This window comes from Thermostichus sp. MS-CIW-30 (assembly GCF_054058015.1).
On sequence record NZ_JBSRZW010000001.1, the window covers coordinates 101,592 to 126,380 of the forward strand.

Here is a 24,789-nt window from a genome sequence, read left to right on the forward strand (position 1 = left end):
CTGTTAAGGGGATCCCGGGGCCTGAGCAGATGAAACTGGGAAGGGGAGCGGTTGCAGTTTTTAGCGCTTGCCCAAGCCCAGCGCCTTTTCCACCTGCTGGGCGGCATAGGCCATGGCAAAACAGCAGATGAAGTAGATTAGGCCGATAAAAAACAGCACTTCCCGCTGGGTGCCTAGCCAGTTGGGGTTGGTGAACACCACGCGCCCCGCCTGCAGCAGGTCGATGAGGCCGACAATGAACACCAGTGACGTGTCTTTGAAGAGGGTGAGGAACTCGTTCACCAGCGCCGGAACAGCTGCCCGCAACGCCTGGGGCAAAATCACCAAAGCGGTCACTTGAAAGGGGTTCAAGCCCAGCGCCCGTGCCGCTTCTAGCTGGCCCAGCGGGATTGACTGCAGGCCGCCCCGCACGTCCTCGGCCACGTACACGGCTGTAAACAAGATGAAGGCCACCTCCGCCCGGATGATCAGGTTGACGCTGATCCCCCCCAGAAAGAAGGGCACCAACAGCCAGGCGGCAAACAGAATGGTGGTCAGAGGCACCCCCCGCACCAGCTCGATCACCAGCGTGCAGAAGATCCGGATTACCGGCAACGCCCGATTGGCCCGGCCCAACGCCAGCAACACCCCAATGGGGAAGCCGATGATCATGGCGGCTGCCGCCAAGATCAAGGTCAGCAGCAGTCCAGACAGTTGCTCAGCCCGCACTGCCGGCCAATTGGGGCCCAGGTTGCCCAGCAGCAGCTCCAGACAGAGGGGCAAGATCAAGGCCCAAACCCAGATGGAAGCCAGCCGCCAGGATTCCCGTCCGCGACTGAGGGCAATAGCGGCAAAAGTGACGCCAGAGCAAACCGCCAGCCACCCCTGCGACTGGGTTCCCAAAGGCAGGAAAGCGGCCAAGCCCATAGCAGCTCCCAAGAGAATGAGGTAGTGCAGCAGCACACCGCCCCAAGCCCCCCCCGCTACCCCCAAGGTGGCCAGCACAATTCCCAACACCGCCCACACCCGCCACAGTTGGCTGCTGGGGTAGGTGCCGCTGGCAAAGATTTTCAGGTTGGCCGGGATCACTTCCCAGCGGGCTTGGGTGAACGCCCAGTTCCAGAACAGGGAAATTGCCCAGGCCAACACCAAGGCGGAGACCAAGGTGAGCAAGGTGCTCAACCAGGAGTCAAACAGGTTGCGACGCACCCAAGCCAGCGGACTTTGTTTCTCCGTGGGGGGGAGTACCTTTTCTTCTACAAGGGGAGAGGAGAGACTGCTGGGCATGGGTTAGCGCTCCACCAATTTGACGCGGGCATTGAGCCAGTTCATGCCGTAGGAAACCACCAGGTTAAAGGTCAGGTAGGTGGCCATGAGGATGGCGAACATCTCCACCGAACGTCCCGACTGGTTGATGATGGTGCTGCTGATGTTGAACAGATCGGAAAAGCCAACGGCAATGGCCAAGCTGGAGTTTTTAATCAAGGTGAGATACTGAGTGTTCAAGGAGGGGATCATGATCCGCAGGGCCTGGGGCACAATCACCAAGCGAAAGGTTTGCAGCTCCGACAGGCCGACGGCCCGGGCCGCCTCCCACTGCCCCCGCGGCACCGCCAAAAAGGATCCCCGCACCACTTCGGCAATGTAGCAGCCGGTGTAGGTCACCAAGCCCAGCATCATGGCGGTAAACTCCGCCGAAAGCTGGATCCCACCCCGGAAGTTAAAGCGCTCCAGTACCGGGACATCCAGCCGCACCGGCGGCTCTGGGAAGAGCACCCAGCAGGCCACCGCCAGCAGCACCACCCCCGCAGCCACCCACAGGTTCCGCTGCAGGGATCCCAGCTCGGGTCGGCAGACTAGGAGCAGCTTGCGGATCCCCCACCCAGCCGCGATTACAATGGCCAGCGCGGGAACCAGCCAGCCGCTGGGATCCAACCCGGGCAGCTTCACTCCCCGCTGGTTGATAAAGACAAGCCCGCCGATGGAGAGACTGTTGCGCACCCCCGGCAGGGTGAGGATCACCCCCTGGTACCAGAAGATCACGATCAGCAGCACCGGGACATTGCGAAAGATCTCGGTAACAACGGTGGCCAGCTGGCGGGCCAGCCAGTTGCTGGAGAGGCGAGCCATCCCCAGGACAAAGCCCATCGCCGTCGCCAACACAATGCTGACTGCCGACAGCCAGAGGGTGTTCACCGCTCCCACCGCCAGAGCCTTCAGGTAGCTCTCGGAGGGGTCGTAGGGGATCAGCCCCTCGGTGATCCCAAAGTTGGCGGAGTTGTCCAGAAAGCGAAAGCCCAAACTGATGCCCAGGCGGCGCAGGCTGGCGAGGAGATTTTGGGCGAGGATCCCGAACACCAGCAGCACGGCCACGACAAAGGCCACCTGCAGCAGAACTTTTAGGATGCGCTCATCCCGCCACCAGGGGGGGCGAAGGTGGGGCTGGTCGGACAGAGAAGTCATGCGGGGCAAGCAAAAATTCAGAGCACAGCAGAGAATAGGGGATCCCTGGCCGGTACTGACCAACCGGGATCCCTGTCCCAGGGGGGGCGATGGCTCCCGGATTTGCGATTAGCGGAAAGGCGGCGCGTACTGGATCCCACCTTTGGTGTAGGGCTGGTTCAAGCCCCGCGGCACGCCCAAGGGGGTCAGGTGGCGGTCGAAGATCTCGCCGTAGTTGCCCACCGCCTTGATGACATTGACCACCCAATCCGGCTTCAGGCCCAGCAGCTCTCCCAGGTTGCCTTCCTGGCCCAAGAAGCGGCGAATGTCGGGATCCTCCGACTTGAGGAACTCGTCCACATTGGCGCTGGTGATCCCCTTTTCTTCTGCATAGAAGAGGGCGTAGACCGTCCAGTTCATAATGTCGGAGAAACTCTCATCTCCGTGGGGAACCAGCGGCCCCAAGGGCTCTTTGGAGATCACCTCCGGCAAGATCACGTGGTCGTCGGGAGAAGCCAAGCTGGCCCGGCGGGAGATGAGGGCGCTTTGGTCGCTGGTGATGGCATCGCAACGGCCCTCTTCGTAGGCGTTGAAAGAGGAATCATCGCCGTCGAAGGTTACTGGCGTAAAGGCAATGCCACGGGCGCGGAAGGTATCCGCCAAGTTCAGCTCGGTGGTGGTGCCGGCAATCACACAGATGGTGGCCCCGTTCAGGTCTTCCAGCTTTTCCACCCCCAGCGACTTCCGCACCATAAATCCTTGGCCGTCGTAGTAGGTGGTGGGGCCGAAGGTCACCGCCCACTCGCGATCCCGGGTGAGGGTCCAGGTGGTGTTGCGGCTAATCATATCGACCTCGCCCGACTGAATCGCAGACTGGCGATTGGCCGCCGTCAGGTAGACGTATCGAACCTTGTCCGGATCTCCAAAGAGAGCGGCAGCTACTGCCCGGCAGATGTCGATATCAAAACCCACATACTTGCCTTGGTCATCCAGGTTGCCGAATCCGGGCAGTTGGTTGTTTACCCCACAGATCAACTCGCCCCGAGCCTTGATGCGGTCGGTGAGCGGCCCCAGCTGCGCCCAAGCGGGAAGGGACTGCAGGCCCATAGACAACGCCAGTGCCCCGGCCAAGGGAGCCAATCCGTTCAAATGCTTTATCCAGTTCATAAAATTACCCCATGTCAATCCTCAAGATCTTCGTCGTCAACAGTCGTTCATACACGGCACTTCAACCGAGATACCGTGCCATTGGGTTACACTCCTGCCACACCCCACACCCCATAGAATGGTTTGCCATAGGCGCCTACGATTTTCTCAAAGCCTTACATGTCAGGGCGTATGGAAATGTTGCAGAGGCTACGGTTGTGGCTCGGCCAGTTCTGCCATGGTACCCATGCCTGCTTTGGTGAAACTTAGGGAGTCACCCACCCATGCAAGGATCCCCGCACATAAGGTCTTCACTCTCTCCGCAAAGTGCAGCCAGCGCTGACATTATCCAATGCGAAGATGTTCACAAATGGTACGGCGATTTCCACGTCCTCAAGGGCATTACCACCCGCATCCGCCGCGGAGAGGTGGTGGTGGTCTGTGGGCCTTCAGGCTCGGGCAAGTCAACGTTTATTCGCACGTTGAACCGCTTAGAAGAACACCAGAGAGGGCGCATTGTGGTAGATGGCATTGAGCTAACCAGCGACCTGCGCAACATCGATGCCATTCGCCGCGAGGTGGGCATGGTTTTTCAACAGTTCAACCTGTTTCCCCATCTCACGGTTTTGCAAAATGTAACCCTTGGCCCAATCCACGTGAAAAAGATGAAAAAAAGTGAGGCGATAGAGCGGGCTATGGAACTGCTAAGCCGCGTGGGGATCGCCGAGCAAGCAGAAAAATACCCGGGGCAACTTTCGGGGGGGCAGCAGCAGCGGGTGGCGATTGCCCGCGCCTTGGCCATGAATCCGGCGGTGATGCTCTTCGATGAGCCCACCTCGGCCTTGGATCCAGAGATGATCAAGGAGGTGCTGGACGTGATGCGGGAGTTGGCCCGCTCGGGGATGACCATGGTGTGTGTAACCCACGAGATGGGCTTTGCCCGCGAGGTGGCGGATCGGATTATCTTCTTCGACCGCGGCAAGATCGTGGAGGAAAACACCCCCCAAGAGTTTTTCAGCAATCCGAAAGAAGAGCGCTCCCGCCTGTTTTTATCCCAGATCCTTTCCCACTAGCGAGTCCTTCAGAAGGGGGTGAGGCGTGCCAGAAAAGCCCCCTCCGGCTCTTGATAGACAATCTGCCCCTGCCAGCCGTTGGCGTGGGCACACTGCAGCAGGGTTTCCGGATCTACAAATAGCCAGGGAAAGGGATCCCCCCGCTGGCCGTTGTACTCGGCTACAAAGTTCACTACCTTGGCTTTTGCCTCGCTCCCTTCCTGCCAATCTTCTGAGCCACCTGCTTCGAGGTGGGCAGGAGCGGCCAGCTTGCCAGAGGGATCTTCCAAGTTTTCTAAACGCCCTCCCTCTTCTGCCGGCAGATTCCGCAGATCTGCGAGGTCGCTGGCATCGCTCAGATCGGTGGAATCCAGGAGCAACTGGCCAGTGGGCTGAACCCAGTGGCGAGCCAGGCGCAAAAAACGCTCCAAGCCCGACAGGGATCCCGCCAAGCCGACGCCATTCATCAGCAACAGCAGCGTATCGAAGGGATCCTCCGGCCCCGGCCAGTGGAAAAGATCGGCGGCAATGCGGCAGCGCACCCCCCGCTCTGCCATGATCTGCAACGCCACCGGGGAGCGATCCAAGGCAGCCACGGCCAATCCTTCCTCCTGCAGCAGCAGGCTGTGGCGGCCCGTACCGGCGCCGATGTCTAGCACCCGACCGCGGCATAGATCCAAAGCCATGGCCTCCACCTCCGGCAGCTCCTGGGTGAAGAACACCTCTGGGGAGACCACCTGGGGCTCTTCCGCCAACGGGATCCCCTCCAGGCCGTAGGCATGCAAGAGCAGGGATCCCTTGGCCTGTCCCCGATGCCAGTCCCACAGCGCTTGCTCCAAGGGATCCTGAAGTGGGTAATTCTCGACAGCCTTTATCATGGAAGGGGAAAGCTAAACCATTGACCCGATGGCCATCGTCGCCTTTCTTTACGGTGCCGCTATCGTCCTTTTGCTGATTGCAGCAGTGGTTTGGGCAACATCTCGGCAGTTCAATGTGGAGACCGAGACGCAGATCGGCACCTCGCCAGAAGAGCCCTCCGAGACCTCATCCGTTCCCATTTCCATTGTGGAGCAGCTAGAGCGTCAATACCGCAACAGCCCTTCCTACCGTCCCGATCCGTGACATACTCCCGCACTCATGCTGATGCATAGTCGGAGATCCTTAGAGATCCTTGGAAAGATGACTTTTGAGGATTCCTGAGGATACAAGCAGTGTCTTTGCTGGCCAAAAGCTAGCGTTTTCTCTCTCTATAGTGTGATATATGGTTGCCAAGTCTCCACCACCCATTGTCTACATTGCCTTGGGGCTATTGCTACTCTGGGGCGGTCATCGCGCTTGGCAGGCGGGCTATGTTCGCTGGCCGGAAAGCATTTCTCTACCGCCAGTATCGCTGCCAGGGTTGGGGGGTGGAGCACAAGATCTGCTCCTGACCAGCGGCGAGCGCACCTTGTTTGCCGATAGCAGTCCCGCTGCCGTTGCCGCTGCAGAGCTGTTGCGCCAAGGTAACCTCAGCGCAGCCATCCCGGTGTTGGAGATGGGGCTGCAAAGCAACCGCAACGACCCGGAAGCTCGCATTTTCTTGAACAATGCCCGTGCCCAGCAGCAGGGCAGTCCCTTGAGCCTGGCGGTGGTGGTGCCCATCTCCAGCAACCCCAACCGCGCCAAAGAGACCCTGCGCGGGGTGGCGCAAGCTCAGGAGGAGCTTTTCCAACAGGGGGGAATCGGAGGACGGCTGCTGCGGGTAGTGATTGCCGACGATGGCGACAACCCTGAGCGAGCAACGGCGGTGGCCAAGGCTCTGGTGAGCCAGCCCGAGATCTTGGGGGTGATTGGCCATAACACCAGCGACGCCACCCTGGCTGCAGCCGAGGTTTATCAGCCTGCCGGCTTGGCCATGATCTCCTCCACCTCCACCAGCACCCGCATCAGCATGCTGGGGGATGCCATTTTTCGCACCGTGCCCTCGGATCAAGTGGCCGGCACGCAACTGGCCCGTTATGCTCTCAACACGTTGCGGTTGCAAAGGGTGGCCATCTTCTACAACCCCAACAGCGCCTACAGCTCCAGCTTGCGCGATGCCTTTGCCTCCACCCTGACCAGCGAAGGGGGCATCGTGCTGGCGGAGTTCGACTTATCGGCGTCGGACTTCAACCCCCAGGCCAGCCTGCAAAGGGCCGTCGGCCAAGGATCCCAGGTAGCTTTTTTAGCTCCCACGGCTTCCGTAGCCGAAAAAGCGCTGGCCGTAGCCCGCGAGAACGCTGCAACCGGTAAGCCCCTTGCTCTTCTGGGCGGCGATGTGCTCTTCAGCCTCACCACGTTGCAAGACGGGGGAGCAGCGGTAGAGGGCTTGGTGGTGGCGGTACCCTGGCATCCTCAGGTGCCGCGCAACCGCGGCTTTGCCCAGGCGGCGGCTCAGCTTTGGGGAGGGCAGGTCAATTGGCGCACTGCTCTGGCTTATGATGCCACCCGGGTTTTCTTGCAAGCTTTCAGCCAAGGAGCCACCAGCCGCAACGCTGTGCTGGCCCGTTTGCAGGATCCCAACTTCCTCCTCCAGGACGGGGCTTCCGGAGAAGTGCGCTTCTTGCCCTCCGGCGACCGCAATGCTCCCCATGTGCTGGTGCAGGTTGAGCCCGGCAACCGCTCCGGTACCGGCTACGATTTTGTGCCTCTCCCCTAGGGATCCCGGCAGACGCTACAGTGGGGGATGCTCTCAATCTCCTCAGAATCGAATGGATCCCATGCCCACTCGGATCACAGCCTGCTTTCAGGCGCTGCGCAGCCGTGGTGAAAAAGCCCTCATCCCCTACCTCACCGCTGGGGATCCCAACTTGGAAACCACCTTTGAGGCTTTGCAGGTTCTGGATCAGAGCGGCGCCGATCTTATCGAGCTGGGGGTACCCTACTCGGATCCCTTGGCGGATGGGCCGGTGATCCAAGCAGCAGCCACCCGCGCCCTCAGTCGGGGAGTCACTTTGGGCGCCATTCTACAAGGCTTGCGCTGTCTCTCGCTGCAGGCCCCCCTGATCCTGTTCACCTACTACAACCCCATCCACCAGCTCGGCATCCCCAACTTTCTGCATCAACTGCGGCAGGCCGGCTGTGCCGGCTTGGTCGTCCCCGATCTGCCTCTGGAAGAGGCGGGATCCCTGCGACAAGCAGCCCAGGCCGAAGAGATCGACCTCATCCTGCTGGTGGCCCCCACTAGCCCCCCGGAGCGCATGCGCCGCATTGCCCAGCAGTCCAGTGGCTTTGTCTACTTGGTCAGCACCACCGGCGTTACCGGCGAACGGGCCACCCTGGAAAAGCGGATCCCGGCTTTGCTGCAGCAACTGCGCCAACAAACCCCCCTGCCGATTGGGGTGGGCTTCGGCATCTCCACTCCCGACCAGGCCCGCCAGATCGCTCTCTGGGGAGCAGATGCGGCGATTGTGGGCAGCGCATTTGTGCAACGGCTGGCCAAAGCCCCCACGCCTGAAGAAGGACTGCAACAAATAGCTCACTTTTGTCGAGCCCTCAAAGCGGCCCTGCAAGAGGTGACCACTCCAGAGTGTTAACTTCTGTTCAGGAAGGTGCCCACTCAGACTGCTTCCATCTCAAAACAAATGTTTACATTTTGTGAGCCAGCCCGCAGACCCATTTCCCCCCTGCTGCGCCCCATAGTCCAGGGATCCCAGCCTAGGCAGACATTTTGGGGTTGGTAGGTTTGCAAATCTTCACAAAACACTCATCCATCCCGCGATATAAAATTAGGCTGGATGCTCGGCTGTCTGAAAGTCGCAGAGGTTCTTGACCTATCTAAAAATTTAGGGGTTCGGTGGGGGGTCTGCTGCCACGGAATCCTTGATTTTTGGGGGTCAAAGAGGATCCCGCAAAAAAGCTTGGGATTCGGCTTTTGGGAGGTTCAGCCAGTCGCTCACCACTTTTTGGAAAGACCAGAAGGAGATCCATCATGCAAGATGCTTTTACCCGGGTGATCGCTCAGGCAGATGCACGCGGTGCCTTTTTAAGTGACCAAGACTTTGACCGTCTGGCGGCTTTGGTGGCAGAGGGCAACAAGCGCCTAGATGCTGTCAACCGCATGACCAGCAATGCCGCCCAAATCGTAACCAATGCAGCTCGCTCTTTGTTTGCTCAAGAGCCAGATCTGATCGCTCCCGGCGGCAATGCCTACACCAACCGCCGCATGGCTGCCTGCCTACGGGACATGGAGATCATCCTGCGCTACATCACCTATGCCACCTTGGCCGGGGATAGCTCTGTGCTGGAAGATCGCTGCCTGAACGGCCTGCGGGAAACCTACATTGCTCTGGGGGTGCCCACCACTTCTGTGGCCAACGGCATTGCTGCCATGAAGAAAGAAGCCCTGGCCAAGATCATGGATCCGAAAGGCATCACCCCTGGGGACTGCTCTGCGCTGCAAAGCGAAGTGGCCAGCTACTTCGATAAGGCTGCTGCCGCCATCGTTTGAGCTTTGGGTCGAAGCCAGCTTGGTCGTTCCTTTCAGAATTGAGATCCGTTAGATCCCTCATTTCTGATAGGCAGGTGGAAATCCAGTCCGCCTTTCCTACAGAACGTCCATTAACAACACAATCGATGAATTTAGGAGTTGCAAGGTGAAAACTGTCATCACTGAAGCGATTGCTGCCGCTGACAATCAAGGGCGTTTTCTGAATGCCAGCGAACTGCAGGCCGTGAATGGTCGTTACCAGCGTGCTGCTGCTTCTCTGGAAGCGGCCCGTGTCCTAACCAACAACCAGCAAACTCTGGTGCGGGAAGCGGTGCAGGAAGTGTTCAAGAGGTTCCCTTACCTGACTCAGCCGGGTGAAATGGGCCACGGCGATGTGTTTCAGGCCAAGTGTGCCCGCGACATCGGCTACTACCTCCGCTTCATTACCTATTCTCTGGTTGCAGGTGGCACCGGCCCCCTCGATGAATACCTGGTGGCCGGACTGCGGGAAGTGAACCGCTCCTTTAACCTCTCTCCCAGCTGGTACATCGTGGCTCTGCAGTACATGAAGAGCCGCGCTCTGGGCATGCTGAGCGGTCAAGCGGCCAACGAAGCTGCCATCTACTTCGATTACGCCATCAACGCCCTCAGCTAGGGGATCCCAGGGCAGAGATCCCTGCTTGTTGGGAGGGGACGATCTCTTTCTTTGTCTTCCAATTGTGTGTCTCTCCAGAGCAGGCGACGGCTCCAAAGAGGTCTATTCCACCTGTTTCCAGGTTGGTTTGGCGCCTTGGCTTCTCTTAAGCCGGTTGGGTTGGTCGCCTGCTCTCCAGTCTGGGGTAGTTAGCCTTTGGATTGTAGGCATTGCCCAACGGCAGCGTGCTGGTTCGCGAGAATAGCCGGTACGGCTTGTTCGCTGGTCAGTTTGCCTGTCTTCCAAACGAAGTCTCATAGATACCTGGGGAAAGCGATGTTTGGTCAAAGCACCACCAGCCCTGAAGCCCTGACAGAAGCCGGCAGCCGGGTTTACCGAGTTGAGTACACCGGTCTGCTCAACCCGCCCGATGCTCTGGCCACCTCTGCCAAAGTTCGCCGCAGCACCCTGAGCACCACCGTTCCCTACAGTCGGTTGTCTGCCGAGATGCAGCGCATTCTGCGGATGGGTGGCAAAATCGTGCAGGTCACTGCCTTGTCGGGAGCCAATGCCTCTCCCGCTCAGGGCAACGGCGCTGCTGAGTGAGGGAGGCCCGACGGCCGACTGAAGTTACCGGCAAGGTTGCCCAGGTGTCATGAACAGCTCTGCAACGGTTCGTATGGCATCCAACACGGCGGTGCTGCCGCAGCAGCTCACTTGGGAGCAGGCGATAGCCCGGCTGCAGGGGGATGACTTGCAAGATCGCTACTATGCTGCCTGGTACCTGGGCACAGTTCGGGATCCAAGGGGGGTAGAGCCGCTGCTTTTGGCGTTGCAGGATGAGCGGGATCGCACTGCCTTGGGGGGCTATCCTCTGCGCCGCAATGCCGCTAAGGCCCTGGGGCAAATTGGGGATGCGCGGGCCGTGCCCGGTTTGATCGAGGCGCTCACTTGTACCGACTTTCATGTGCGGGAAGAGGCTGCCTATGCCTTGGCTCAATTGGGGGACAAGCGAGCGGTGGATCCCTTGCTGGCACTGTTGCAGTCCCGCGAGCAGGAGCAGCCCTGGGAAGCCCTTATCGAGGCCTTGGGTCAGCTTCAGGCCACCGAGGCTGAGGCAGCAATCCGGCCCTTTTTGAACCATCCCTCTGAGCGGGTGCGTTCGGCAGCGGCTTGGGTGCTCTATCGCTTTACGCAAGCCGAGGAGCTGACCCAAATCCTGGTGGCGCTACTGGCCCACTCCAACTCCAGCCTACGACAGGCCGCTTTGTTCGACCTGGCCGAATCGGGATGGGTGGCGGGGGCGCCGCTGCTGGCCACAGCCGACGTGGCTCTCAACCTGCGCATCAATGCTCTGAAGCGGCTGTTCGATGTGGCGCTTCAGTTGGGGTGGGTGCCGCTGGCTCAGGTGACGGCGGTGATCCTGCCGCAACTGGAGAAGCTCTTCTAGGATCCTGGGGCGCTCAGTGCCTTTGATCAGCGGTTTCAAGTGTACCTTTGACTATTCGTTGCCTATGTCCTCCGCCTCGGCTGCTCAAGCGTTTCCCATTGCTGTGGCTCAACTGGCAGCAGAATTGGAGCAGGCCACGTCGCCTGAGGAATTGTTGCGGGTGGTGAGGGCGCTGGGCGCTTTGGGCCAAGTGGAAGGGATCCCCATCTTAATTCGCGCCTTTGGGTTTAATCGCCCTGCAGTTGGGGAGGCTGCTCTGGAGGAGGTGCTGCGCTTTGGGGAAGCCGCGGTGCAGCCCTTGCTGAGCCATATTGACGGTTTCGATTACGGGGCGCGGGCCTATTCGGTGCGGGCTCTGGCCCGTATTGGCCATGGGGATGCCTACCCCTTTTTGGCGGAAGCCATTGTAGCGGACTTTGCCCCCAGTGTGCGACGGGCGGCGACCCGTGGGCTAGGACGAGTGGCGGCCAAGCGGCCCTTGCTCGATCAAGAGCGAGCCTTGCAACTGTTGCGGCAATGTCTTGCCGATGCCGATTGGGGAGTCCGCTACGCCGCCGTTGGATCCCTGACGGACTTGGCTCGCCAGGGTGAACAATCTCTGCGCCCCTCAGTCGAGGCTGCGCTCCAGATGGCCCTGGAAGATGCCGATCCTCTGATCCCTCTCCGCGCCCAGATGAGCTGGCAGGAATTGGCTGCCGAGCCTTAGCTTCCCTGCCCCACTGTGTTTTTCTTAAGTTTTTCTCGTTTTTTTAGGAGCACCATCTATGTCCCTTCCGTTGCTTGCCGATCGCCCCACCACCCAAAATGAACGGGTGCCTCGCTACTTTGTAGCCAGCGACGAAACCCCGCCGGTCTACCGTCCTGACGACCCGACAGGAATTGACAACATCATTCGCGCCGCCTATCGCCAGATCTTCAGCGAGCATCTGATGCTGGAGAGCTATCGGCAAAAAGCTCTGGAATCCCAGTTGCGCAACGGGGCAATCTCGGTCAAAGAGTTTGTGCGCGGCCTGGGCAAGTCGGAGGTGTACCGGGATCTGGTCATGGTTCCCAACGACAACTACCGCTTCATCGAGGTCACCTTCCAGCGCTTTTTGGGTCGGCCCACCTACAGCCAACAGGAGCGCATCAAGTACTCCATCATCGTTGCCACCAAGGGGCTAGATGGCTTCATCGACGCTGTGGTGGATAGCGAAGAGTACAATGCCGCCTTTGGGGACGATGTGGTGCCTTACCAACGCCGTCGCCTGTCGGAAAAGCCCGCCAACCTGGTGACCCCCCGCTATGGAGCCCGTTGGCGCGATGTCTCCGGCGTGAAGCGCTCGACGCGGGAAGTGGTGCGCACCTATCGTCTCACCCGTCCTCCCAAAGCCGGGGATCCAGAAAACTTCCTCAACATGGCCCGCATGCTCAATCCCAAGCCGGCAGCGCGGCAAAACATCAGCGTCTTCGATCTGAAGATCCCGGACATGACCACCAGCCGCCGCTAGGACTGGGCAAGCTTCCGGGGACAACCCTTTGCGGGCTCTGCCGGGCCGATCGATCCGAGGCTGTTCGGGTGGGTCGGCTCGCCGCTGTGTTTGAGCAGGATTCGTTATAATCTGGGTGATGCTTCTTAACACTTGGGTCGCATGAAGAATCCGGTTGTGCAGGCTTTTTTTGTCGGCAAAGCTGTGGCAGACGTTCTGCGCGAGCGTTTGGAAAGCGCCCTCACCGATATTGCCGGGGAAGTGGGCAAGGTGTGGGCTGAGCTGCAGGAGGGCTGGCAAACCTTTGCCCAGGATGTCATGACCCGGGCTGAGGCAGAAGCATCCATGGCCGCCCAGGAAAGGGTGCCGCTGCCTTTCCAGACAGAAGATTTGCAGGCAACTCTGGACGACTTGCGGGCGGAAGTGGCGCAGCTGCGCTCCGAGTTGCAGAAGTACCGGAGTCGAAACGCTTGAACGCGAGCCTTTTGGGATCCCGGACTTCTTTGGGATCACAACCCGTCAAGCCCTATACCGCCTACCGCTGGGCCCGGGAGAACTATACTCGCCAGGGCCGCATGCTGGACATTTGGCGATTTGTGCTCACCTGGCTGTTTTACCTTTGGCTGGATCAGCAGGCTTGGAGCTATGGGGGACAACCCACGCCCGAGCGAAAGGCCAAGCGCCGCCGGGCCAGAGCCATTTGGATCCGCGAAACGCTGCTTAACTTAGGCCCTACTTTTATTAAAGTGGGGCAGTTTTTCTCCACCCGCGCCGATCTCTTCCCCTCGGAATATGTCGAGGAGCTCTCCAAGCTGCAGGATCGGGTGCCTGCTTTCAGCTACGAACAGGTGGCGGCAATTGTGCAGCAGGAGCTGGGCAGGCCGATAACCCAAATCTACAGCTACTTTGATCCCACCCCTTTGGCCGCTGCCAGCTTGGGGCAGGTGCATCGCGCCAAGCTGAAAACCGGGGAAGAGGTGGTGGTGAAGGTGCAGCGTCCGGGGCTGACCCGGCTGTTCACCATCGATTTGGAGATCTGCCGTGGGATTGCCGAGTTCTTTCAGTATCGCACCTCTTGGGGCGGGCCGGGCCGCGACTGGATCGGCATCTACGAAGAGTGTCGGCGCACCCTCTGGGAAGAGGTGGATTACCTCAATGAGGGCCGCAATGCCGATACCTTCCGTCGCAACTTTCGGGATATGCCGCAAATTGCTGTTCCCAAAGTGTATTGGCGTTACACCTCTCCTCGCCTGTTGACGTTGGAATACCTGCCGGGGATCAAAATCAGCGATTACGAAGCCTTGAGTGCGGCAGGGTTGGATCGCAAGGTTTTGGCTCGTCTGGGGGCAGAGGCTTATCTGCGGCAACTGCTCAAGGATGGTTTTTTTCACGCCGATCCCCACCCCGGCAACATTGCCGTGAAGCCCGATGGCACGTTGATCTTCTACGACTTCGGCATGATGGGCCGCCTGCGCTCCGATGTGAAAGAAAAGCTGATGGGCACGCTGGCAGGTGTGGTCTCCAAAAATGCCGATCGGGTGGTGGCCTCGCTGGTGGAACTGGGGGTGCTGGTGCCCACCGCCGATCTGGCTCCGGTGCGCCGCTCGGTGCAGTACATGCTGGATCACTTTATGGACAAACCCTTTTCCAGCAACTCGGGAGAAATCTCGGTGGCGGCCATTAGCGAAGACCTTTACGAGCTGGCCTACGATCAGCCGTTTCGTTTTCCGGCTACCTTTACTTTTGTGATGCGGGCCCTGACCACGCTGGAGGGATTGGGGAAGGGGCTGGATCCGGAGTTCGACTTTATGGAGGTGGCCAAACCCTTTGCGGAAGAGCTGATGAGTTTAAACGGAAGCAAGACTGAGACCCTCTTGGCCCAGGTTGGCCGTCAAGCGGCTGAGTTCACCAGCAGCAGTCTCAGCTTGCCGCGCCGGATCGAATTGACCTTGAGCAAGATAGAACAAGGGGAGCTGCGCCTGCGGGTGCGATCCAGCGAGACGGAGCGCTTGCTGCGCAAGCTGAACAACACCGGGCTGGGAGTCATTTACGGGGTGTTGTTTGCGGCCTTTTTTTTGAGCGCAACTCAGCTCTTTTTGGCCGGACATGCTACCTTAACGGTTATCACTTTGGTTTTGGCTGCCCTCGCTGCTCTTGCTTTAATCAGAGTACTCTTAAGGTTGAATCGGTCAGAGCGATTGATGTGATGCGACGATATGCCTGCGCTACGGATCCCGGCAAGATCCGCAGCAGCAATCAGGATGCCTACTACTGCGATCCGGAGGGACGCTACTTTATTGTTGCCGATGGTATGGGAGGACATGCTGCCGGGGCTACAGCCAGCCTGTTGGCTGTCGAGACCATCCGAGAATATCTGGATCGAGGCTGGAAAAACGTGCCGGCACCCCGGTTGCTCAGCGAAGCCGTAGAAGCAGCCAACAGTGCCATCCTCAAGGATCAGCGGGAAAATCCAGAGCGGGCAGACATGGGCACTACGGTGGTGGTGGCCATGGTGGATCCCAAGGGCAACTGCTGGAGTGCTCACATTGGCGATTCTCGCCTCTATCGCCTACGGGGATCCGAAATGCAGCAAATGACCGAGGATCACACCTTAGTGGCTCGCTCCATTCGACTGGGGGAGCTGACCTATGAGCAGGCCCGGATTCACCCTTGGCGACATATTCTCGAGCGCTGCCTGGGCCGACCCGATGCGGGTCCACCTTCTGTGCAGCCGATTACAGTTTACCCAGGGGATCGCCTGTTGTTGTGTAGCGACGGCCTAACTGAGGAGCTGGACGACGAAGTGATCATCGAGTATTGCCTGCAGGTGGAAGATTTGGAGCAACTTCCCCTAAAGCTCATCGAGGCGGCCAAAGAGCGGGGCGGGCGAGACAACATCACAGTAGTGATTGCCGAATACGCCTAGTTTGCGCCCGGCTAAAGACGGTATTGGCGGTACACTTCGCTGGCCGCTCGGTGCAGCAGGGAGTGGCGATACACGAGGCGGTTGAGGTCTTTGCCGTAGCCGCCGCCGATGACGCAGGCGACAGGATAGCCCTGCTTTAGACAAGTGTTCAGCACCTGCATGTCTCGCCGAAACAGGCCCTGGTCGCTAAGGGCCAGCTTGCCCAGGAGATCTTCCTCGTGGGGATCCACACCGGCATCGTAGAGCACCAGGTCAGGGCGCACCTGAGCCAACAGATCGGGCAAGTGGTCGGCCAAAGTCTGGAGATAGGCTTCATCTTCCATGCCTACTGGCAGGGGCACGTCCAGGTCGCTCTGTTGTTTGGTGGCGGGGAAGTTGGCCTCGCAGTGCATGGAAAAGGTGAACACCCGCGGCTCGGAGCGAAAGATCCAAGCAGTGCCATCTCCTTGATGGACATCCAGATCCACGATCAAGAGCCTTTGCACCAGCCCTTGCTGCAGCAGGACTTGGGCGGCAATGGCCAGGTCGTTGAAGATACAAAAGCCGGAGCCGTAGGCGGGGAAGGCATGGTGGGTGCCGCCGGCGGTGTTGCAGGCCAGGCCGTGGCGCAGGGCCAATTGGGCGGTCAAGACGGTACCCCCCACCGCTCGACAGGTGCGCTGCACCAGCTCCGGGCTCCAGGGCAGGCCGATGCGCCGCTGCAGCTTGGCCTCCAGGGATCCCTCACAGTAGGCTCTGACGTACTCAGGGGTATGTACCGACTCAATCCAGGCGAGAGGGGGCAGCTCAGGGTGGTGCACTTGCTGGGGGCGGATCACCCCTTCCCGCAGCAGCAGCTCTTGCAAGAGGCGAAATTTCGGCATGGGAAAGCGATGGCCCGGCGGCAGGGGGGCACTGTAGTCGGGGTGGTAAACAATTGGCAAAGACATCAAGGGCAACTGGATTGACGGCGGCGAGCATGGCCTATGACGGCTCCAGTGCTTATGGTAGAGGTAGCCCGCTCCTGCCGGATCCCTTCGAGACTCTTGCAAACCTGTTCTCCGTACCGCCGCGATTCCCTATGTTTACTGCGTCGGATCCCTTTTTGGGTCGCCTCTTGGCTCAGCGTTATCGACTCGTACATCTGCTGGGACAGGGGGGCATGGGGCGAGTCTATTTGGCTCAAGATTTGCTCTTTGGTGGGGTGGAAGTGGCTGTCAAGCTGCTTTCCCAGCCGGCAATGGATCGGCGCACCCGCCTGCGCTTTGAACGGGAAGCGAAAGCCTGCGCGGCTTTGGGCCAAAAAAGCCTGCACATTGTCAAAGTCAATGACTATGGCCTTACCCCCGATGAGGTGCCTTTCTATGTGATGGAATACCTGAACGGCCAAACCCTCAAGGATATTCTGGCCGCAGGGGCTTTGCCTTTGGAGCGCTTCTTCCGGCTGGCCCGCCAAATTGGCCTGGGGTTAAAGGCGGCCCACGAGGGGATCCTCATGGAAGGGCAACGGGTGCAGGTGATCCACCGCGATTTGAAGCCGGCCAATGTGATCGTGGTGGCCGATGACAGTTTTGGGGAACTGGCGAAGCTGGTGGATTTCGGCATTGCCAAGCTGCTCAACAGCCATGAATCTTTGAGCTTTACCCATGCCTACCTGGGAACGCTGGCCTATTCTTCCCCGGAACAGCTGGAAGGGTTGCCGCTGGACGCCCGTTCCGATATCTACAGCTTCGGGATCATGCTGTACCAGATGGTGTCCGGGGAGATGCCCCTCAAGCCCACCACCGAATCTTTCCCGGGCTGGTACCAGGCCCACCACAAGCACCGGCCCATCCCTCTAGAAGACTGGGGACTGAAGTTTCCGCTGCCCGCCGGTTTGTCTGACTTGATCCTCGGTTGCCTGGCCAAAGATCCTGCCGCCCGCCCGCAATCGGTGGCCAATGTGTTGGCGGAGCTGGAGCACATTCAAGCCAGAGCACAGGGATCTATTGCCCCTCAGGTCCCAGTCGCCTCGTCGGAAGAGGCTGCCTCTGGCCCACTTTCTGGAGGTCTCCCTGCCGCTGCGCCGTCCTTGGTTACAGCCGGTACTCTGCGGCTCAGGCCCCTGACGGCGGCCACGGAGGTCGAGAACGGGGGATCCCTGCTTTGGGTGCGCCTGATTCCCTTTCTGATGGGCGGGCTGCTGGGCTGGGTTTTGGTGAGTTGGCAATGGGGACAGTTGCTGCAGCGCCCCTCGGCCCCCCGTGTTTCCGGGCCAGGATCTCGTCCGGCAGTGGAAGATCCCATTGCCCCAGAGAATGCCCATCCCCTGTCTGAGGAGAGTGGTTCGAGCGAGGAGCCGCCGCTGGAGGGGATCCCTGAGTTCCTTGTTTTGGCTTCAGAGCAGAGCAAACGGCGGGACCCGGCACCGGAGCTGGAACCCTACACCCGGAGCGAGCCGGTGTTTCGCGCCTTTCCCTTGGAGACTTCCCGCGAGACGGTACGAGCCAGCCTGGGATCCCCCAACCAGCAGGGGCAGGGCGCTTGGCCCAATACCGTGTACGACCTGTACCGCTTTGGCGGGGTGAACCTGGGCCTGCTCTACGACGCATCCAGTCTGGCCCTGCGGCAAACCGAAGCTACCGTCACCGCTGGCGTACCCACCCCGCAAGTGGAAGGACTCTTGGAGGATATGCTGCAAGCCCCCTTGCCTGCTCAACTGCAGCGAGAACTGCAGGCTGTGCGCGAGGGACGTTCCGGGCGAGTGCAATTCCGCGTTGGCCCCTGGGCCGGCAGGATCGAACGCAACGCCCAAGGCCATCTTTACATGGCCCTCTGGGATCCCGCGCTGCCCAGCGGTGCTCCACCCCCTTCTCCTGTCTCCTCTCCCACCCTACCCCCGGCTGCCCCTGTTGCCCGGCCTCCCAAGGCCCGTAACCTCAATTCAGCAGCAGGCGGCCCTCTTCCCGGCCAGACCATGCAGGAGCTGCTGCGCCGTGCGCGCGAATTGCGGGGGGACTGAGCCATGTCTGCTTCTGAAGACAAAAAGCCGCTGTTGGGCACCGTCGCTCGCTTCTTCAAAACCCTGGCCAGGCCCTTCCCTATCGGGCCTACGGCTCTCCTCAAACCCCCCGAACCTCCTCCCCCCAAGCGCCCGGTGCGCCTGTGGATTACCTGCCCGGGAGAGCCCCCTCGAGTGGTTGCCCTGAAGGGATCCGACATTCTCGGTCGCAGCCAGACGGTGGCCACCATTCGCATCCCTGCCCCCGCGGTGAGCCATCTCCACGCCCACATCCGTCCCCGCCCGGATTGGCGCCTGCCCGGTCTGGGTTGGCGGATCCCGTTGCCCTCTATTCTCTACTGGCTGGGGTGGAATGCCGGTCGCTACCAGCTAGAAGATCAAGACTCGACCAACGGCGTTTTCCGCCTCAAACCCTTCGGTGGCGCCGAGCGGGTGCGCCGGGTGATCTTGCGCCACGGCCAGCAACTGAGCCTTGGCCCGCCTCGGGATCCGGAGAGCGTCTGGATTCAAGTGCTGGATCCACCCCCACCACAGGTGTATGGGGTGCGCGGCTGCCTCATCCTGATGGTAGTCTTGGGGCTGGGGGCGAGGATTTGGATCGGCCATGAGTGGAGCAAGTTCTCAGTGGAGCCACCCCTCTCCGCAGATCGCAACCCCCTGATCGTCCTGGCCGGGGATCAGCAGACGGAGCTGCGCCGCCATCAGGGGGACACCTACCGGGAGCTGCCCGACCTGGAAGCTTTTGGGCCGATTTTGCCCAAGGTGGTGGTCGCCGCCGAAGATCACCGCTTTTACTCCCACTTTGGGGTGGATCTGCTGGGCATTGCCCGCGCCTTCTGGGTGAACCTGCGCTCGGGGGAAGTGCAGCAGGGGGGCAGCTCCATCAGCCAACAACTGGCCCGCACCGTTCTGCGGGACTACACCGGCTCCGGCAATACCTTTGGGCGCAAGCTGCGGGAGGCCGTCGCCGCCCTGAAGCTGGAACAGCGCTACAGCAAAGACGAAATCCTCGCTCTCTACCTCAACAATGTTTACCTGGGCAACGGCATCTACGGCTTTGAGACTGCCGCCCAGTTCTATTTCGGGATCCCAAGCCGCCAGCTCAGCCTTTCCGAAGCTGCGACTCTGGCGGCCATTTTGCCCGCGCCCAATGCCTTTAACCCTGTCGCCAACTATGATGCCGCCGTTCGGGGTCGGGATCGGGTGTTGGATCGCCTGAGCGAGCTGAAAGTCTTCCCCGAAGAGGAGATTCGGCGGGCCCGGCGCAGTCGCCTCACCCTCAACCCCAATTTGCGCTCCCAAACCTCGACAGTTGCTCCCTACTTTTACAGTGCCGTCTTCCAGGAGCTGCGGCAGCTTTTGGGCCAAGACCTCTCGGCAGAGGGCAACTTCATCATCGAAACCACGGTGCATTTGCCCTACCAGCGTTTGGCAGAGCAAGTCCTGGCCCAAACGGTGCGCGAGTCCGGATCCCGCTTGGGCTTCAGCCAAGGCGCTTTGGTCAGTCTCGACAGCCGCAACGGTGAAGTGCTGGCTTTGGTGGGCGGGATCGACTACAACGCCAGCCCCTTCAACCGGGCTACCCAAGCTCAAAGGCAGCCGGGCTCCACCTTCAAAGTGTTCACGTATGCGGCTGCCCTCACCCAGGGGATCCCTCTCTCCCAAGTGTTGTCTTGCGAGCCCCTCACCTGGGGCAACCTCACCTTTCGGGGCTGTCGCTCGGGATCGGCCCCTATGGATTTGGCCCGCGGCCTGATCCTCTCCGAAAACGTGATTGCCCTGCGGTTGGCCCAACAGGTAGGTCTAGAGCAAGTGGTGGCGACGGCCCGGCAAATGGGCATCCAATCGCCGTTGCAACCCTATCCTTCTATGGTGATTGGCACAATGGAGGTGAACTTGCTGGAGTTGACAGCAGCCTTCACTCCTTTTGCCAATCGTGGCCTTTGGTCAAGGCCCCACACCATCCGCCGCATCTTGGATAGCAGCGATTGCGCCAACCCCAACGACTTTCGCACCTGCCGTGAGATTTACCCTGGTCGGGAGGATCCCCGTTCTCAGCGACTTGTCCTGCCAGAAACCGTCGCCCAACAGATGACAACCGTACTGCAAGGGGTGATCAGCTCCGGCACCGGTACTACTGCCCGGCTCGGCATTGGAGAAGCCGGTAAAACCGGCACCACCACCGCCAACAAGGATCTGCTCTTTATCGGCTACACGCCCAACCCTCCCCTGGTGACCGGCATTTGGCTGGGCAATGATGACTCTAGCCCAACACGAGGAAGCAGCAGCATAGCCGCTCAAACTTGGGGAAATTACACGAGGCAAGTCATTACCAATAGTTTGACGATGGTTCAATAGAGCAACTCCGAGAGCAGCCTTGGCAATTGGCAACCCCAAATCCTGACAACCCGACAGAAAACTCTCCTGCATCCCAAGTGAGAAATGCCTAATAACCAGTTTGGCCGTACCCCTCAATAAACCCACAATCTAGGTTCACCCACTTTCTCAGCGCAGATCTCGGCCAAAAGGCAACAACGACAAAATAATTAACTTCATGTGTTGTTTGGCAAAGGGGATCCCAACAATGGTGATTGCCAGAATCACAGCCCAGAAGAGATGGTTAAGCACCAACGGCCAGCCAAACAGCAATAGCCAGATGACGTTAAAGATCAGCAGCAGCGGGCTGTTGGCATCGGGATACTCCACCACTTCCTTTCCGAAGGGGGCAAGCACTGCAAACCCCAGTTTGATGCTCTGCCAGCCAAAGGGAATGCCGATGATTGTCAGGCAAAGGCTCAGTCCTCCTAAGATGTAGCCCAAACCTGTCAGCAAACCCCCGAAGATTAGCCAGATGATGTTGCCAATCAAGCTCATGATTCAGATCCTCCACCGTTGAGACCAAATTGCAGGGTACAAGAGCAGAACTAGCCTTCCTGTTCGACATCCATACTCTAACCAGCTGTTGGCCAAGACTGGGATCCCAAAATCTGCTTCTTTCCTGGGCTCTAGCGTTCTGCGTCACCGAGGGGAGCGGGCTCCATCACCGGAGGCACTGCGGCCCTATTCACCTTGCAGGGCAGAATGCGGTTCAGAAAGCGGAGGATCCCCCAAACCCAACTGACGGTGATCACCCAAAAGATCCACAACCCGCTTGCCCACGGTTGCGGCAAGTCCAAGGCCATCCCCCCAATCATTGGGCCAAGAGCAAACCCCGCCGCCCAGCAGAGGGAGTTGACCGACAGATACACCCCCCGCAAGTGATCCGGCGCCAAATCCGCCACCAAAGCAGAGGCAGAGGGGTTGTAGCTCACCAACGCCAAAGAGAGCACCGCCAGCGCCAAGACTGCCACCGCCGGGGCCGGAGCCCCCAATTCCGCCGCCAGACCGCTAAGCCAAACCAAAAGAAATCCCACCCCCCACATCAGGGCGGATCCCTGCAACCCTTGGATGCGCGTCCGGCGATTCAACCAACGGGCCACCGGCATCTGCAGCAGAGCGATCAAGGCCCCATGCAAGGCAAACAAAATGCCGATTTGCACCTCTGGGATCCCTACCCCATTGCGGAAGTAAAGGGGCATGCTGCTGCTGAGCTGGGCCACATAGGTGGTGAACAGGATATTCGACAGGCCAAACACCAAAAGGGAGCGATCTCTAAGGGCGGTTTTCCAACCTGCCAACACAGGCTCTGCTGCCGGACAAGTCGCCCGAGTTTCCCGGATAAAAAACCAAAGTACTGCCAGAAAGATTAGAAAAGTGACACCGTCGATTACAAACAAGAGCCGATAGGCCCCCGTCAGAGCCACCAGCGTGCTGGCCATAGCCACCCCAAGGCTGAGGCCCAGGTTATCCCCTAGACGGTTGAGAGCGTAGGCTTCGTTGCGCTGCTCACGAGTGGTTAGATCTGCTACAATCGCTTCCGCAGGCGGCCAGTACAACCCCTGCCCCAAGCCTGCAGCCATATTGGCCAGGGCAAAACTCCAGAAGTCATAGGAGAGCGCAAACCCAAACGACCCCAAGGTGGAAATAGCCAGAGAGAGGATCAAAGTGGAACGGCGCCCCCAAGCTCCATCGGCCATCGAGCCGCCCAGGATGCGGCCAAACACCCCGGCAAAAGCCATAATGCCTAGCCCCAGGCCCACTTGGGTGGCGGTCAGCCCCACCTGATTCACAAAAAAGAGACTGGCATAAAACAAGGTAAAGCCGGTTCCAGTTTGGGAAAGCAGCCGACCGATAAAGATCAGCCAAACCTGAAAACTGAGCTTCGGCCACCAAGAAGGGATCCACATGTTGAGTGCAGCAGGATGTTGAGTGCAGCAGGGGAGGGCCTACCTAGCCTACGGGATCCCGATCCTTGAGGCCAGGGCAAGGAGCCTGCTCTGACAAGTAAACTGAAAATTTGTGCAGCCAGGCTTGATGTTCGTTGCCAGAAGGCTCTTCACCCAGCGAGCCAGCAGACAGGGCAACCCATTTCCCCAACTCCAAATATTCGCTCAACAGCCGCGCCAACTTATAAACTCGATAATCGAGCTGCACTAAGCTACTTTTCATCTGCCCCAAAACACCCAGTCCTCTTCTGAGCCAACTTACAACCTTCAACCTTTCCCAAAACCTGCTGATCGCGTCAGCGGGACGGAGTCCTTGCAGGAAGCCAACCCCCATCTTGCTTGCTGCAGCCGAGGCGCAAGTTCCCTTTGCCCACAACAGAGCACCTGTAGCTCAGTCGCAAACCTGGACAAAGCTAGAAGAAGCTGTGCCTTACAGTTCTAGTACCAACAATTTTAACTAACGGGGGTGCGGGGGCAATAGGTCCCATGCTCTAGCCGCAGGGTGAGCACTGGGATACATGGATCCCCGCCATACCCCTGAGCGAAATCTGTAGTAAAGTCTACTTATGCTGGCGGTAACCTACAAGTACTGGGCTTATCCAGATGCCTCCCAACAAACCAGCTCACGGGCGGACGACGGGGATTGACCTGGTTTTGGAGCAATTCCTGACAACTTCAGAGGGCGCTTTTGGGAACGGCCCAAGGGCTTCAAAGCCCTGCAAGGCCAGCTGAGAAGGCTGCAACCCAGGGGGGCGAGAAAACAGCAGGGGTCTTGCCACTGGAAGAGAGCACCACTGCAGGTTGCCAGGATGCAGCAGGGCATTGCCAATGGTTGCCAAGAGTTTCATTTCCAGAGGGCCCATTGGCGTTGAGACCGAGGGCAGACCCTCTCTATCTTTTCTTTGTGGAAGATCTTTGTGGAAGACCTCAAGGCCAAGGGCTGGGCAAGGGGGATGTTGCCCAAGGATTGCGTCGAGGCTGCCTGGGGATAGATTCTCTGCCTTCTGGAGTGGGTTTGCTGGAAGGGTGGGGTGGACTTTGCCAAGGTTGACCCCAAAGGAAGCGGCCAAATCGGTTGCAAGTGCTGGGGGATGGTTAGCAACAGCTGGGCTGTCGGGGGGCCTCAGTGCCCTGAATGCCGGTACCGGGTGCATCGGGACTCAGCCTCAGCCTTGGGAACTGTGCTGGGTGGATTAGAGGTTGTTTTGCGAGCTGGCAGTGCCTAGGGGGGAGGCTGGGGAAGGGGAACCGCCTGTCCAGTTGTTCTGTCGGGGGTTGTAGACCCAGACAAGTGGCGTGGGGCAGGAATGCCCGACCGCGAGGTAAGGACTCCGTCCTGCTGACGGGAAGGGTGGCCCGCGCTCTGTCCATAGGATGAGCGCCGGGAGGATGTCACTCTTGCCGACTTTGGTGTTCGCGCCAGAACTGCTCCGCAAAAGCCACCGTCGGGTGGAGAGGGGCACGGGGTTTGCTGCGCAGGGGCATGTTGGCTTCTTCAGGGGTGCGGTTGCCCTTGCGTTGATTGCAGCGTTCGCAAGCCGTCACCACATTGTCCCAACTGTGGGATCCCCCTTTGGAGAGGGGCACGACATGATCCAAGGTCAGATTGTGGGTGCTGCCACAATACTGGCAGGTGTGGTGATCCCGCCGCAAAACCTCCCGCCGATTCACAGGGGGCACGCGCCAAGCGCGCTCTTTGCCCTTGATGGTCAGGCGAATATGTTCGGGCACTTCAATGACCTGGCTGGGGGAGCGCACCTTCCACACCGGCACATTCATCATCGAGAGCGGTTCGGCTTTGCCTGTTAGCAGCAGCACGATTGCCCGCTTGATATTGACCCGGCTGATGGGCAAATAGTTTTGGGAAAAGACAACGATCGACTGTTCCAGAAGGTGGGTAGCGGCAGTCATGGCTCAGCTCTTCCTTTTGCCGCCATTC

Annotated in this window: 25 protein-coding genes; 16 read left to right on the top strand and 9 right to left on the bottom strand. The window is 59.5% G+C overall.

Annotation, left to right across the window (positions count from 1 at the left end):
* Positions 1-60: 60 nt before the first annotated feature.
* From ACVWXW_RS00495 to ACVWXW_RS00505, 3 genes are all read right to left on the bottom strand, one after another.
* Positions 61-1,266, bottom strand: coding sequence for an amino acid ABC transporter permease (locus ACVWXW_RS00495; protein WP_457393182.1), 1,206 nt, complete (start codon positions 1,264-1,266; stop codon positions 61-63).
* Between the two features lie 3 nt (positions 1,267-1,269).
* A complete protein-coding gene (locus ACVWXW_RS00500; protein WP_457402153.1) occupies positions 1,270-2,442 on the bottom strand; it encodes an amino acid ABC transporter permease in 1,173 nt (390 codons plus the stop codon).
* Between the two features lie 108 nt (positions 2,443-2,550).
* Positions 2,551-3,588, bottom strand: a complete 1,038-nt coding sequence (locus tag ACVWXW_RS00505; protein WP_414373172.1) for an amino acid ABC transporter substrate-binding protein — start codon at positions 3,586-3,588, stop codon at positions 2,551-2,553.
* A gap of 263 nt (positions 3,589-3,851) precedes the next feature.
* On the opposite strand from ACVWXW_RS00505, the gene ACVWXW_RS00510 reads away from it, so the two are divergent.
* Positions 3,852-4,640 carry an amino acid ABC transporter ATP-binding protein gene (locus tag ACVWXW_RS00510; protein ID WP_011432567.1) on the top strand — a complete coding sequence of 263 codons (789 nt, stop codon included), beginning with the start codon at positions 3,852-3,854 and terminating at the stop codon, positions 4,638-4,640.
* Between the two features lie 8 nt (positions 4,641-4,648).
* On the opposite strand, the gene ACVWXW_RS00515 is transcribed toward ACVWXW_RS00510, so the two are convergent.
* A complete protein-coding gene (locus ACVWXW_RS00515) occupies positions 4,649-5,497 on the bottom strand; it encodes a class I SAM-dependent methyltransferase (RefSeq protein WP_457402156.1) in 849 nt (282 codons plus the stop codon).
* A 28-nt stretch (positions 5,498-5,525) separates the two neighbouring features.
* Between ACVWXW_RS00515 and ACVWXW_RS00520 the strand changes: the two genes are divergently transcribed.
* The 12 genes from ACVWXW_RS00520 to ACVWXW_RS00575 all read left to right on the top strand — a co-directional run bounded on the left by ACVWXW_RS00520 (position 5,526) and on the right by ACVWXW_RS00575 (position 15,545).
* The gene (locus tag ACVWXW_RS00520; protein ID WP_011430147.1) at positions 5,526-5,741 is read left to right on the top strand and encodes a hypothetical protein; all 216 of its coding nucleotides are present in this window, start codon (positions 5,526-5,528) and stop codon (positions 5,739-5,741) included.
* 139 nt (positions 5,742-5,880) lie between these two features.
* Positions 5,881-7,296 (top strand): ABC transporter substrate-binding protein, encoded by a 1,416-nt coding sequence (locus ACVWXW_RS00525; protein WP_457402158.1) that lies wholly within the window; start codon positions 5,881-5,883, stop codon positions 7,294-7,296.
* A 61-nt stretch (positions 7,297-7,357) separates the two neighbouring features.
* Positions 7,358-8,173: a tryptophan synthase subunit alpha gene (trpA, locus tag ACVWXW_RS00530; protein WP_457402160.1), complete on the top strand. Its 816-nt coding sequence runs from the start codon at positions 7,358-7,360 to the stop codon at positions 8,171-8,173.
* 395 nt (positions 8,174-8,568) lie between these two features.
* Positions 8,569-9,087, top strand: coding sequence for a phycocyanin subunit beta (locus ACVWXW_RS00535; RefSeq protein ID WP_011432573.1), 519 nt, complete (start codon positions 8,569-8,571; stop codon positions 9,085-9,087).
* 145 nt (positions 9,088-9,232) lie between these two features.
* Positions 9,233-9,721: a globin family protein gene (locus ACVWXW_RS00540; RefSeq protein ID WP_011432574.1), complete on the top strand. Its 489-nt coding sequence runs from the start codon at positions 9,233-9,235 to the stop codon at positions 9,719-9,721.
* Positions 9,722-10,036: 315 nt separating this feature from the next.
* Positions 10,037-10,306 carry a phycobilisome linker polypeptide gene (locus ACVWXW_RS00545; protein WP_011432575.1) on the top strand — a complete coding sequence of 90 codons (270 nt, stop codon included), beginning with the start codon at positions 10,037-10,039 and terminating at the stop codon, positions 10,304-10,306.
* Positions 10,307-10,379: 73 nt separating this feature from the next.
* Positions 10,380-11,150, top strand: a complete 771-nt coding sequence (locus tag ACVWXW_RS00550) for a HEAT repeat domain-containing protein (protein WP_041436319.1) — start codon at positions 10,380-10,382, stop codon at positions 11,148-11,150.
* A gap of 64 nt (positions 11,151-11,214) precedes the next feature.
* The gene (locus tag ACVWXW_RS00555; protein WP_414329023.1) at positions 11,215-11,856 is read left to right on the top strand and encodes a HEAT repeat domain-containing protein; all 642 of its coding nucleotides are present in this window, start codon (positions 11,215-11,217) and stop codon (positions 11,854-11,856) included.
* A gap of 58 nt (positions 11,857-11,914) precedes the next feature.
* Positions 11,915-12,640 carry a phycobilisome rod-core linker polypeptide gene (locus ACVWXW_RS00560; protein ID WP_457402163.1) on the top strand — a complete coding sequence of 242 codons (726 nt, stop codon included), beginning with the start codon at positions 11,915-11,917 and terminating at the stop codon, positions 12,638-12,640.
* 141 nt (positions 12,641-12,781) lie between these two features.
* Positions 12,782-13,093, top strand: coding sequence for a DUF6825 family protein (locus tag ACVWXW_RS00565; RefSeq protein WP_414343148.1), 312 nt, complete (start codon positions 12,782-12,784; stop codon positions 13,091-13,093).
* Between the two features lie 29 nt (positions 13,094-13,122).
* On the top strand, positions 13,123-14,826 hold the full coding sequence (locus ACVWXW_RS00570) for an ABC1 kinase family protein (protein WP_457402165.1): 1,704 nt from the start codon (positions 13,123-13,125) through the stop codon (positions 14,824-14,826).
* Positions 14,826-15,545: a PP2C family protein-serine/threonine phosphatase gene (locus ACVWXW_RS00575; RefSeq protein WP_011432581.1), complete on the top strand. Its 720-nt coding sequence runs from the start codon at positions 14,826-14,828 to the stop codon at positions 15,543-15,545. Before ACVWXW_RS00570 ends, ACVWXW_RS00575 begins: the two co-directional genes overlap by 1 nt.
* 11 nt (positions 15,546-15,556) lie before the next feature.
* Here the strand turns inward: ACVWXW_RS00575 and ACVWXW_RS00580 are convergent, their stop codons facing one another.
* Positions 15,557-16,474: a histone deacetylase family protein gene (locus ACVWXW_RS00580; protein ID WP_011432582.1), complete on the bottom strand. Its 918-nt coding sequence runs from the start codon at positions 16,472-16,474 to the stop codon at positions 15,557-15,559.
* A gap of 131 nt (positions 16,475-16,605) precedes the next feature.
* Between ACVWXW_RS00580 and ACVWXW_RS00585 the strand changes: the two genes are divergently transcribed.
* Positions 16,606-18,525, top strand: coding sequence for a serine/threonine-protein kinase (locus ACVWXW_RS00585; protein WP_457402167.1), 1,920 nt, complete (start codon positions 16,606-16,608; stop codon positions 18,523-18,525).
* 3 nt (positions 18,526-18,528) lie between these two features.
* Positions 18,529-20,883, top strand: coding sequence for a transglycosylase domain-containing protein (locus ACVWXW_RS00590; RefSeq protein ID WP_457402169.1), 2,355 nt, complete (start codon positions 18,529-18,531; stop codon positions 20,881-20,883).
* Positions 20,884-21,030: 147 nt separating this feature from the next.
* Here ACVWXW_RS00590 and ACVWXW_RS00595 read toward each other — a convergent pair whose 3' ends face one another.
* From ACVWXW_RS00595 to ACVWXW_RS00605, 3 genes are all read right to left on the bottom strand, one after another.
* Positions 21,031-21,399 carry a YccF domain-containing protein gene (locus ACVWXW_RS00595; RefSeq protein WP_414343163.1) on the bottom strand — a complete coding sequence of 123 codons (369 nt, stop codon included), beginning with the start codon at positions 21,397-21,399 and terminating at the stop codon, positions 21,031-21,033.
* Between the two features lie 131 nt (positions 21,400-21,530).
* Entirely contained in the window at positions 21,531-22,811 is a 1,281-nt protein-coding gene (locus ACVWXW_RS00600; protein WP_011432585.1) for an MDR family MFS transporter, read from the bottom strand.
* A 43-nt stretch (positions 22,812-22,854) separates the two neighbouring features.
* Positions 22,855-23,073, bottom strand: a complete 219-nt coding sequence (locus ACVWXW_RS00605) for a hypothetical protein (protein ID WP_414331694.1) — start codon at positions 23,071-23,073, stop codon at positions 22,855-22,857.
* Between the two features lie 781 nt (positions 23,074-23,854).
* Here ACVWXW_RS00605 and ACVWXW_RS00610 point away from each other — a divergent pair.
* Complete coding sequence (locus ACVWXW_RS00610) at positions 23,855-24,076, top strand: hypothetical protein (RefSeq protein ID WP_457402261.1); 222 nt, start codon at positions 23,855-23,857, stop codon at positions 24,074-24,076.
* A gap of 166 nt (positions 24,077-24,242) precedes the next feature.
* On the opposite strand, the gene ACVWXW_RS00615 is transcribed toward ACVWXW_RS00610, so the two are convergent.
* Positions 24,243-24,761: an HNH endonuclease gene (locus tag ACVWXW_RS00615; protein WP_414350223.1), complete on the bottom strand. Its 519-nt coding sequence runs from the start codon at positions 24,759-24,761 to the stop codon at positions 24,243-24,245.
* Between the last annotated feature and the right edge of the window lie 28 nt (positions 24,762-24,789).

What these genes read in the sequence shown, in the direction of transcription:
- ACVWXW_RS00495 (WP_457393182.1), bottom strand. Translation starts at nt 1,266, where the DNA reads ATGCCCAGCAGTCTCTCCTCTCCCCTTGTAGAAGAAAAGGTACTCCCC.
- ACVWXW_RS00500 (WP_457402153.1), bottom strand. Translation starts at nt 2,442, where the DNA reads ATGACTTCTCTGTCCGACCAGCCCCACCTTCGCCCCCCCTGGTGGCGG.
- ACVWXW_RS00505 (WP_414373172.1), bottom strand. Translation starts at nt 3,588, where the DNA reads ATGAACTGGATAAAGCATTTGAACGGATTGGCTCCCTTGGCCGGGGCA.
- ACVWXW_RS00510 (WP_011432567.1), top strand. Translation starts at nt 3,852, where the DNA reads ATGCAAGGATCCCCGCACATAAGGTCTTCACTCTCTCCGCAAAGTGCA.
- ACVWXW_RS00515 (WP_457402156.1), bottom strand. Translation starts at nt 5,497, where the DNA reads ATGATAAAGGCTGTCGAGAATTACCCACTTCAGGATCCCTTGGAGCAA.
- ACVWXW_RS00520 (WP_011430147.1), top strand. Translation starts at nt 5,526, where the DNA reads ATGGCCATCGTCGCCTTTCTTTACGGTGCCGCTATCGTCCTTTTGCTG.
- ACVWXW_RS00525 (WP_457402158.1), top strand. Translation starts at nt 5,881, where the DNA reads ATGGTTGCCAAGTCTCCACCACCCATTGTCTACATTGCCTTGGGGCTA.
- trpA (WP_457402160.1), top strand. Translation starts at nt 7,358, where the DNA reads ATGCCCACTCGGATCACAGCCTGCTTTCAGGCGCTGCGCAGCCGTGGT.
- ACVWXW_RS00535 (WP_011432573.1), top strand. Translation starts at nt 8,569, where the DNA reads ATGCAAGATGCTTTTACCCGGGTGATCGCTCAGGCAGATGCACGCGGT.
- ACVWXW_RS00545 (WP_011432575.1), top strand. Translation starts at nt 10,037, where the DNA reads ATGTTTGGTCAAAGCACCACCAGCCCTGAAGCCCTGACAGAAGCCGGC.
- ACVWXW_RS00550 (WP_041436319.1), top strand. Translation starts at nt 10,380, where the DNA reads ATGGCATCCAACACGGCGGTGCTGCCGCAGCAGCTCACTTGGGAGCAG.
- ACVWXW_RS00555 (WP_414329023.1), top strand. Translation starts at nt 11,215, where the DNA reads ATGTCCTCCGCCTCGGCTGCTCAAGCGTTTCCCATTGCTGTGGCTCAA.
- ACVWXW_RS00560 (WP_457402163.1), top strand. Translation starts at nt 11,915, where the DNA reads ATGTCCCTTCCGTTGCTTGCCGATCGCCCCACCACCCAAAATGAACGG.
- ACVWXW_RS00565 (WP_414343148.1), top strand. Translation starts at nt 12,782, where the DNA reads ATGAAGAATCCGGTTGTGCAGGCTTTTTTTGTCGGCAAAGCTGTGGCA.
- ACVWXW_RS00575 (WP_011432581.1), top strand. Translation starts at nt 14,826, where the DNA reads ATGCGACGATATGCCTGCGCTACGGATCCCGGCAAGATCCGCAGCAGC.
- ACVWXW_RS00580 (WP_011432582.1), bottom strand. Translation starts at nt 16,474, where the DNA reads ATGTCTTTGCCAATTGTTTACCACCCCGACTACAGTGCCCCCCTGCCG.
- ACVWXW_RS00585 (WP_457402167.1), top strand. Translation starts at nt 16,606, where the DNA reads ATGTTTACTGCGTCGGATCCCTTTTTGGGTCGCCTCTTGGCTCAGCGT.
- ACVWXW_RS00590 (WP_457402169.1), top strand. Translation starts at nt 18,529, where the DNA reads ATGTCTGCTTCTGAAGACAAAAAGCCGCTGTTGGGCACCGTCGCTCGC.
- ACVWXW_RS00595 (WP_414343163.1), bottom strand. Translation starts at nt 21,399, where the DNA reads ATGAGCTTGATTGGCAACATCATCTGGCTAATCTTCGGGGGTTTGCTG.
- ACVWXW_RS00600 (WP_011432585.1), bottom strand. Translation starts at nt 22,811, where the DNA reads ATGTGGATCCCTTCTTGGTGGCCGAAGCTCAGTTTTCAGGTTTGGCTG.
- ACVWXW_RS00605 (WP_414331694.1), bottom strand. Translation starts at nt 23,073, where the DNA reads ATGAAAAGTAGCTTAGTGCAGCTCGATTATCGAGTTTATAAGTTGGCG.
- ACVWXW_RS00615 (WP_414350223.1), bottom strand. Translation starts at nt 24,761, where the DNA reads ATGACTGCCGCTACCCACCTTCTGGAACAGTCGATCGTTGTCTTTTCC.